This is a genomic window from Geodermatophilus chilensis (assembly GCF_002802985.1).
GTDB lineage: Bacteria > Actinomycetota > Actinomycetes > Mycobacteriales > Geodermatophilaceae > Geodermatophilus > Geodermatophilus chilensis.
Genome location: NZ_NVPT01000186.1, coordinates 1 through 8,972 on the forward strand (window position 1 = coordinate 1; position 8,972 = coordinate 8,972).

The following is an 8,972-nucleotide window of genomic DNA, read 5'->3' on the forward strand; positions in this document are numbered from 1 at the left end:
CCGGTAGCCCTCGAACGCGGCAGCCGCACGGGCGATCCGCTCCTGCACGGCCTCCTCCGAGAGCGGCTCGAAGGTCTGCAGCGTCTCACCGGTGGCGGGGTTGATCGTGGCGATGGCCATGGGGGGTCTCCCTCGTCGGGTCCTGCACGGAGGCGCCCGGGCACGGACGCCCGTGGGTCAGCTGGCGGAACGCTCGCGCAGCAGGTTCTTCTGCACCTTGCCGGTGGAGGTCTTCGGGAGCTCCCCGTAGACGAATCGCTTGGGCACCTTGAACCCCGCCAGCCGCGACCGCACGAACGCTGCGAGGTCCTCGTCGGTGACCTCGCTGCCGGGCCGGAGCGTCACGTGCGCGACCGGCACCTCCCCCCACTTCTCGTGGGGCTCGGCGACCACGGCGGACTCCAGCACGGCGGAGTGGGCGTCCAGCGCCCGCTCGACCTCCACCGAGGAGATGTTCTCGCCGCCGGAGATGATGATGTCCTTGCTGCGGTCGCGGATCTCGAGGTAGCCGTCCGGGTGGACGACCGCGAGGTCGCCGGTGCGGAACCAGCCCGGTCCGCCGTCCGGCCCCGGCAGCGTCGCCGTCGCCGTCGCCTCCTCGTCCTGGTAGTAGCCGAGCATGACGTCGTTCCCGCGGGCGACGATCTCCCCGATCGTCTCCCCGTCGCGGGGGACGTCGGTGCCGTCCTCCCCCACCACCCGCAACGGCTCGGCCACCACGTTGCCGACACCCTGCCGGGCCTTGAGCTCGGCCTGCCGCTCGTCCGGGAGGTCGTCCCACTCCGGGTGCCACTGGTTGACCGCGACCGGCCCGTAGGTCTCGGTGAGCCCGTACAGGTGGGTGACGTCCATGTTCAGCGCCGACATCCGGGCGAGCAGGGTGGGCGTGGGCGGGGCGCCGCCGGTCTGCACCGCGACGCGCGGGGACACCGGGCCGGCCTCCGCCTCCTCGGCGCTGGCGATCATGGTCAGCACCGTCGGCGCCGCGCTGAAGTGCGTGATGCCCTCGGCGCGCAGCAGCTGCCAGATGCGGGCCGGCTCCACCCGCGGCAGGCACACGTGGGTGGCGCCGCCGGCCGACACCGCCCAGGGGAAGCACCAGCCGTCGCAGTGGAACATCGGCAGCGTCCACAGGTACTGGCTGCCGGGGGCAAGACCGGTGTGCAGCGCCATCGCCACCGCCTGCAGGTAGGCGCCCCGGTGGCTGTACATGACGCCCTTGGGCCGGCCGGTGGTGCCCGAGGTGTAGTTGAGCGCCAGCAGTCCCCACTCGTCCGCACACGGCAGGGCCAGGGGCTCGGCCGAGGCGAGCAGCTGCTCGTACTCGTCACCGGCCAGCACGACGGGGATCCCCACCGCCGAGGCGACCTCGGCGGCGGTCGTGGCGAACGCGGCGTCCGCGACGAGGAGCGCGGCCCCGGAGTGCCGGAGGATGTACTCCAGCTCCCCTGCGGAGAGCCGGGTGTTGAGCGGGACGAGGACCGCCCCGGCCCACGGCACGCCGTTGTGCATCTCGAGCATCGTCGAGCTGTTCGCGCAGAGCGCGGCCACCCGGTCACCGGGCGCGATGCCGCGGGCGGCCAGCGCCCCGGCGAGCCGGCGGGAGCGGTCGGCGAACTCCCGATAGGTGAACCGCCGATCGCCGTCGATCACCGCGGTCCGCTCGGGGAACACCCGCGCGGAGCGTTCGAGGAAGGCGGTCGGGGTCAACTGGGCGGAACTGAAGGTCGCCACCGGGTCTCCTGAGGGCATTGGGCGGACGGTTCCCGTGGGGATTGTCTGCAGGATCGGGCGCGACCGCTCATCCGTACGCCGTGAGCGGGCCGAAGGCGTACCGGCTCACCGGGTTGTCGACCAGGACCATCTGCCGCAGCGCGGGGTCGGGGACCCAGCGGTCCAGGCGCGCCCGGACCGTGCCGCCGTCCGGGAGGGGCAGCCGGACGCCCACGTGCGGCCAGTCGCTGCCCCACAGCAGGTTCTCCGGCCGGGTCTCGACGAAGGCGCGGACCCGCTCGGCGATCGACTCCTCGTGCCGCCGCCACACCTCCGGGAAGCCGGGGTCGGCCGGGTCGCTGCCGGCGGGCAGCAACCGCTCCAGCCCCGACAGCGCCACCCACACCTGACCCTCGGCGAGCAGCTCGAGGACCAGCCGCATCGCGGGGTGGTCGGTGCCGACGTCGGAGGGCAGGTAGCCCATGTGGTCCAGGACGACCGGGACGGGGCAGCGGCGGACGGCGTCACCCAGCCGGTCGAGGTGCCTGCCGACGTCGGTCCACAGCTCCACGTGCCAGCCGAGCGGAGCGACCATCTCCCCGACCTCGACCAGCGCCTCCACCGGCACGCCGCCGGGGTAGCCGTCCTGGACCCGGGTCCCGCGGACGCCCGCGGCGTGCATCTCGATGAGCGCGCCGGGGTCGGTCCCCACCGGCACGCAGGCCACGCCCCGCAGCCGGTCGGGACGGCGACGCAGGGCCGCGAGGAGACAGCGGTGGTCGGTGCCGAACGCGCTGGGCTGCACGAGGACGCCGCGGTCGCAGTCCACGGTGGCCAGGTGGGCGGCGTGGTCCTCGACGTCGACCTCCGGCGGCTGGTACGCGGCCCCACCCACGAGGGGCGTCGGGCCCACGCCGTCGGCGGTGAACACGTGGCAGTGGGCGTCGATGCCGGTCATCGGCGGGTCTCCTCGGGTGGGCCGGGCCGCGCCCCCGCGGCCAGCTCGTCGAGCACCGGCAGCAGGTGGGTGCGGAACCGCGGGTAGTCCTCCGCCATCGGGAAGTGGCCGATCCCGGGCATGGTGCCGCCGCGGGCACCGGGGACGGCGGCGATCGCCGCGGCGGTGTCGGCGGGCGTGCAGGCGTGGTCGTACTCCCCGGTGAGCAGGTGGACCGGGCAGCGGCCGGTGTCGATCGTCCCCGCCAGGCCGCGCAGGTCCAGGTCCTCGGAGTAGAAGTGGGTGTCCCCGCGGTAGATCCCCGGGCCGCCCTGGCTGTAGGTCCACCAGACCTCCCTGCGGGAGTTCTCCGGGCTGTGCGGCGACATCAGGCTCGCCGTCCAGGAGGCAACCACCTGCTGGGCGTTGAGGTCCGGGGACAGCGGCCAGTCCTGGAACCGGCCCGCCACGTTCAGCGCACCGGACAGGCCGATGACGCCCGCCCAGCGGTCCGGCGAGCGACGGGCCAGCTCGAGCACCAGCGAGCCGGCCATCGAGCAGCCCAGGACGACGGGCCGCTCCAGGCGGAGGGCGTCGCAGAAGTCCTCGACGATCGCGACGTACCGGTCGGTGGTGAGCAGGTACTCCCCGGTCCACCACCGGTCCGGCGGCAGCGACCGGCCGTGCCAGGGGAGGTCAAAGGCCACGACCCGGTACCGGTCGGTGACCGCCCGGTCGGCCAGCAGGTGCCGGAACTGCCGGCTGTCCGACCCGGCGGTGTGCAGGGCCAGCAGCACCGGGCCGGCGCCGCCCTCCTCGAAGTAGACGCGGTGGTCGGCCCCGGAGGAGCGCACGTGCACGTACCGGCCGACGACGTCCTCGACCGTGCCGTGGGGCGCAGCACCCCGGCCGGCGGTCAGCTCGGCCGTGCCGCCGGCGACGCCCTTGGCGAGCTCGACGAGCAGGGTCAGGACCCGCAGGTGCCGCAGCAGCTGCTCGCGTCCGGCGACCACCGTGATCCCGGCGGGTGCCTTCGTCAGCGCGAGCAGGTCGTGCCGGCGCGGCGCGGCGCCGGGGTCCACGAGCTCACGCCAGGCGCTCCGGGGTGCGCGCAGCTCGACGTCCGCGCCGTCGTCCCCAGCGGGGCCGACGGCGACGCCGCCGCGGTCGTAGCGGAGCAGCACCGCGGCTCCCCCGTCCTCCGCCAGCCGGACGGTGAAGCGGGACCAGCGGCCGATGTGCGCGTTCTCGGGGTCGGCGGAGACCGCGGCCGTCCACCTCCCCCACCAGTCGGAGCCGGTCACGTCCGGAGCCGCCCGACCACCCCGGCGACGCCGGCCAGCTCGGGGCTGTAGGGCTCCAGCCGGTCCAGCACCCCCGCGTCGTGCCCGGTGAGGACCACGTCGACGGCACCGGTGGCCACCATGTCGCGCACCGTCTGCAGGGCCTCGTACGTGGCCGGCAGGTCGGTGACCGAGACGAAGGGCATGTCCCGCTCCAGCTCCTCGGTGAAGTGCACGGCGTCGGAGGTCAGCAGCACCACGCCCGCCGAGGTGGGCACCGTGACCATGCACTGGCCGGGCGTGTGCCCGCCGACCTCGGTCACCACGACCCCGGGTGCCACCTCGGTCGACCCGCTGAAGCGCCGCACCCGGCCCTCCTCCTCGGCCCGGCTCAGGACCGCCACCTCGTCCGCCTCGGTGAAGTGGGCGATCAGCCGCCGGCCGGCGACCGGCGAGTGCCAGAAGTCCATCTCGGCGGAGCTGACCACGACGGTCGACCGCGGGAACAGCCCGACGTTGCCGATGTGGTCGTAGTGGGCGTGGGTGACGACCAGCGGGTGTCGGCCGTCGGTGTCCACGCCCAGCCGGCGGTAGGCGTCGGCCGGGTCCACGAGGACCGTGCGTCCGCGCGCCTCCGCCGGACCACGGGCGAAGCCGGTGTCCACCAGGACCGTCGTGGTGGCGTTGCGCACCACCCACAGGTGGTAGTCGACGGTGAAGGGTCCGTCGGGCTCCCCGTACTGGGCGTGGTTGAGGAACACCTCGCTGCGCCGGGTCACGCGGGTGCCGTGCCGCACCACGACCACCTCGTACCGGTCCGCCCCGGGGTCGGTCACGGGAGGATCCCCCCTGTTCCCACGCCGGTCAGGACGCGCCGCCGCTGCCACCCTCGTGCACCGTGACGCCGGGCTCCAGCCCGTCGGCGCCCACCACCTCGCGCCAGGCCTCGAAGCCGGCCTGGAACGCGACGATCCCCGCTTCGGGCAGCGAGATCTCGATGGCCTCGAGGATCTCCCGGGGGCTGACCCCCAGGTCGAGGGCCACCCGGATGTGGCTCTGGATGTGGCCCGTGGACGCACGCATCACCGTCAGGCTGACGATGAAGATCAGCTCCTTGGTGCGGCGGTCCAGACTCCGCTGGTCCAGGTACGCGGCGTTGACCAACCCGTTGGCCGCCTGCAGGACCGGGAAGTCGTGCTTCGCCATCACCTTGTGGTAGTCGAGCACGTACCCCCGCGACCGGGCCATGTCGTCGATGTACTGCTGCGGGTCGTCGGTCACGCTGTCTCCTCGGCGTCGTCGGGTCGGGCGGTGCCAGGTCGGGGGTCGGGGAGCTCGCCGGCGCGCAGCGAGACCCGGTTGACCGACTCGTAGAAGCGGGCGATCTCGGTGTGGTCGAGGCCCGGCCCGCCCAGCGCCTCGCGGGCCCGGACAGCGGTGTCGAGGGCGGCGTCGGTCACCGGCGTCCGCGCTCCCTGGGCGCGCGCCAACGACCGGGCGATGCCGAGGTCCTTGATCATGAGGTCCATGGCGAACCCGGAGTCGTAGCCGCCGATCAGCACGTGTCTCGGGTACTTCACCTCGGTGGCCTGGGAGCGGCCGGTCGAGGCGTTGAGCACCTCGACCATGACGTCGGGCGCGATGCCGAACGAGCGCGCCACCGTCAGCACCTCGGCCGCCGCGGCCAGGTTGGTGGCCGACAGCAGGTTGTTCAGGGCCTTCGCGGCGTGCCCCGCACCGGGCCCGCCGACCACGAGCACCGCCGTCCCCAGCGGCTCGAGGTGCGGGCGCGCCCGCTCGACGTCCTCCGGTGCGCCCCCCACCATGATCGACAGCTCTCCGGTGACCGCCCGGGCGACGCCACCGGACACCGGTGCGTCGACGTACCCGATCCCGCGCGTCCGCGCCGCCTCGGCCAGCCGGCGGGTGCTGGCCGGCTCGGAGGAGCCCATGTCGACCACCAGCGTCCCGGCGGGCAGTCGCTCCAGCAGTCCGTCGGCCAGCAGCACCGACTCCACGGCCCTGCTGTCGGGCAGCATCAGCACGACGGTGTCGATGCCGTCCGGGGCCTCGGCCAGGGAGGGCACCGCACGCGTGCCGAGCTCCTCGGCGAGGGCAGCGGCCACCGCGGTGTCCACGTCGAAGAGGACCGTGTCGTGCCGGGCGGCGTGCCGGCGGGCCATCGGGGCGCCCATCCGGCCGAGCCCGGTGAAGAGGGTGGTCACGATGCCGCGTACCGGCCGCGCAGCTCGACCTTGCGGATCTTGCCGCTGGGTGTCTTGGGCAGCGCGTCGACGAGCTCCAGGCGTTCGGGCAGGAAGTGCTTGGACAGCCCGCGCTCGAGCAGGAAGGCGCACACCTCCTCGAGGGAGGGCCGGACGCCTCCGCCGGGGACCACGACCGCGCAGGCCCGCTCGCCGAGCCGGGGGTCGGGGACGCCGATGACCGAGGCCTCGACGACGTCCGGGTGCTCGAAGAGCAGGCTCTCCACGACGGTCACCGGGATGTTCTCCCCGCCGCGGATGACGATGTCCTTGGTGCGGCCCTCGAGGAGCACGAAGCCCTCCTCGGTGCGCCGTGCGGTGTCCCCGGTGGTGAACCAGCCGTCCTGGTCGATCTCCTCGGCGGTCACCTCGGGCAGGTGCAGGTAGCCCAGGAACAGCCCGGCGCCGCGGATCCGGAGCGCGCCGACGGTGCCGGGGGGCGCCTCGTGCCCGTCGGGGTCCACGATGCTGACCTCGGTGCCGGGTACCGGCACGCCGTCGGTCGACTGGGCACGGGCCGGCAGGTGGGGCGCGCACGAGATGCCGATGCCCAGCTCGGTCATCCCCCAGGCGGGACAGACGTAGGCGCCGAACAGCTCCCCCGCCACCGCGGGCAGCGTGCGCGGGACGGGGGCGCCGGCCAGCACCACGGTGCGCAGCGTCGTCCCGCCGTCCTGGGCGAGGTCGGTGTGCACGAGGTCCTGCAGGAAGGTCGGCGCCGAGAACATCGTCGTCACGCCCTCCTCCCGGATGACGTGCGTCGCCTGGTCGGGGACCCACCGGTCGAGGTAGACCCCGGTGCCGCGCAGCAGGGTGGTGAGCAGGACCCCCCAGAGGAAGCCGGTGTGGTGGCCCACGGGAGAGGCGATGAGGTTGACCAGGGGCTCGCCGAGGGACTCCCTGCCCTGGAGGGCGATCCAGTTGTCGAGGACGGCCCGGAGCGTCTGGTGCGTGTTCATCACGCCCTTCGGCTCGCCGGTGGTCCCGGAGGTGAAGCCGACGTGGCACAGCGCCCGCGGGTCGACCGCCCCGAGCTCCACCTCCGGCGCCGTCAGCAGGGACGACAGCGCGGTGACCCCCTCCTCCGCGGGCTCGCCGGCCACGACGACGTGCTGCAGGGAGGGCAGCCCACCGCGCAGCCCCTGCACCAGCTGCAGCGGGCTGTTGCTGCCGAAGGTCTCGGCGACGACGGCGACCCGGGCGCCGGTCCGGCGCAGGATCACCTCGACCTCCCGCTCGCCGTAGGCGACCGGGATGCCGCTGTAGACGGCGCCGAGCTCGTTGATGGCGAAGACCAGCGCGGCGAAGTCGGCCCGGTTCGGCAGCATCACCGCGACGAAGTCGCCGGCGCGCACGCCCAGCGCGTGCAGACCGCAGGCGTACCGGTGGGCGCGCTCGTCGAGTTCGGCGTAGGTGAGGCGGGAGGACCCGGTCCTCCCGCTGGCCCGGTCGACCGCCGCCACCCGGTCGGGGTGCTCGGCAGCGGCCTCGGTCAGCATCGACCGCAGCGTGGCCGACCGCCACGCGCCGCCGTCGACGTACCGGCCGACCAGCTCGGGCGTCAGCCGGCTGTCCGGACGGATTCCCGGGTGCGTCGCCGGGTCGGGGGCCAGGGCGCCGGGGGTCCGGAGGTCGGTCACTGCGCTGCTCCTCGTGGGATGTGGGAGATGGCCACCGGGATCAGTCCGGCGGGGCCTGCGGGTCGGCGGCCGGTCGGCAGGTCAGCACGACCTTGCCGGTGACGACGCCGCGACGGACCGCCTCGAGCGCCTCGGTGGCCGCCTCGAGCGGGTAGGTGCGCGAGACCGGCACGCTGAGCCGGCCCTGCAGGTACAGCTCCAGCAGGTGCTCGATGGCCGCGCGCACCGCCTCGGGCTCGCGGTCCCGGTAGTCGCTGACCTGCAGACCCGTGACCGCGAGGTTCTTGACGAGGATGTGGCCGGCCTTGACCACCGGCACCTCGCCCGAGGCGAAGCCGATGACCACCAGGCGCCCCTCCCAGGCCGTGGACCGCAGCGCCTGGGTGAACACGTCACCCCCGACCAGCTCCAGGACGACGTCCGCGCCGCGCCCGCCGGTGACCGCCATGACCTCGTCCCGCATCGACGGGCCGGCCAGCAGGACGTGGTCGGCCCCCTGCTCCTCGGCCAGCCTCGCCCTCGCCCCGTCCTGCGCGACCGCGATGACGGTGGCGTCCAACGCCTTGGCGACCTGGACCCCGGCCGAGCCGACACCGCCGCCGGCACCGGTCACCAGCACCGTCTCGCCGGGCCGCAGCTGCGCCCGGCGCACGAGGCCGAAGTACGCGGTGATCGCGCCGAGCCCGAAGGCGGCGGCGTCGGTGACGGGGACGCCGTCCGGCAGGGCGACGACCTGCGGCTCGGGGACGGCCACCAGCTCGGCGTAGCCGCCGTGCTCGACCTGCGCGAGGACCCGGTCCCCGACCTGGAGGCGGTCGACGCCCGGCCCGACCGCCCGGACGGTGCCGGCGACCTCCTTGCCCGGGCTGAACGGCCGCTCGGGGAGGATCTGGTAGCTGCCGGCCACCACCAGGACGTCGGGGAAGTTGACACCGGCGGCGGCCACCTCGACCAGCACCTCCCCCGGGCCCGCGACCGGGTCGGGCACCTCCCGGACCACCAGGGACCCCGGGGGACCGAACGTCTCGACGAGGACTGCTCTCACGCGGTGCTCCCGGGTGCCGTCGTCGGGGTGGGGGCCAGGGCGTCCCGGCCGGAGGTGAGGGCCTGCAGGTCCTGCCTCGTATACACATCT

8 protein-coding genes are annotated in these 8,972 nt (G+C 74.3%); all 8 read right to left on the reverse strand.

Going from position 1 to position 8,972, the window contains the following annotated elements; genetic code table 11:
• Window positions 1-177: 177 nt before the first annotated feature.
• The 8 genes from CNO22_RS22975 to CNO22_RS23010 all read right to left on the reverse strand — a co-directional run bounded on the left by CNO22_RS22975 (window position 178) and on the right by CNO22_RS23010 (window position 8,882).
• Window positions 178-1,734 (reverse strand): acyl--CoA ligase family protein, encoded by a 1,557-nt coding sequence (locus CNO22_RS22975; protein WP_100501601.1) that lies wholly within the window; start codon window positions 1,732-1,734, stop codon window positions 178-180.
• Window positions 1,735-1,801: 67 nt separating this feature from the next.
• Window positions 1,802-2,671, reverse strand: a complete 870-nt coding sequence (locus CNO22_RS22980) for an amidohydrolase family protein (RefSeq protein ID WP_100501602.1) — start codon at window positions 2,669-2,671, stop codon at window positions 1,802-1,804.
• Window positions 2,668-3,954, reverse strand: a complete 1,287-nt coding sequence (locus CNO22_RS28560) for an alpha/beta fold hydrolase (RefSeq protein ID WP_198588545.1) — start codon at window positions 3,952-3,954, stop codon at window positions 2,668-2,670. Before CNO22_RS28560 ends, CNO22_RS22980 begins: the two co-directional genes overlap by 4 nt.
• Entirely contained in the window at window positions 3,951-4,769 is an 819-nt protein-coding gene (locus CNO22_RS22990; protein WP_100501603.1) for an N-acyl homoserine lactonase family protein, read from the reverse strand. Before CNO22_RS22990 ends, CNO22_RS28560 begins: the two co-directional genes overlap by 4 nt.
• A 28-nt stretch (window positions 4,770-4,797) precedes the next feature.
• Complete coding sequence (locus tag CNO22_RS22995) at window positions 4,798-5,214, reverse strand: carboxymuconolactone decarboxylase family protein (protein ID WP_198588546.1); 417 nt, start codon at window positions 5,212-5,214, stop codon at window positions 4,798-4,800.
• Window positions 5,211-6,158 carry an NAD(P)-dependent oxidoreductase gene (locus CNO22_RS23000; RefSeq protein WP_100501604.1) on the reverse strand — a complete coding sequence of 316 codons (948 nt, stop codon included), beginning with the start codon at window positions 6,156-6,158 and terminating at the stop codon, window positions 5,211-5,213. The genes CNO22_RS22995 and CNO22_RS23000 overlap by 4 nt, the downstream gene beginning before the upstream one ends.
• Entirely contained in the window at window positions 6,155-7,837 is a 1,683-nt protein-coding gene (locus CNO22_RS23005) for an AMP-binding protein (RefSeq protein ID WP_100501605.1), read from the reverse strand. The genes CNO22_RS23000 and CNO22_RS23005 overlap by 4 nt, the downstream gene beginning before the upstream one ends.
• A gap of 40 nt (window positions 7,838-7,877) precedes the next feature.
• Window positions 7,878-8,882, reverse strand: a complete 1,005-nt coding sequence (locus CNO22_RS23010; protein ID WP_100501606.1) for an NADPH:quinone oxidoreductase family protein — start codon at window positions 8,880-8,882, stop codon at window positions 7,878-7,880.
• Window positions 8,883-8,972 lie beyond the last annotated feature (90 nt).

What these genes read in the sequence shown, in the direction of transcription:
- CNO22_RS22980 (WP_100501602.1), bottom strand. Translation starts at nt 2,671, where the DNA reads ATGACCGGCATCGACGCCCACTGCCACGTGTTCACCGCCGACGGCGTG.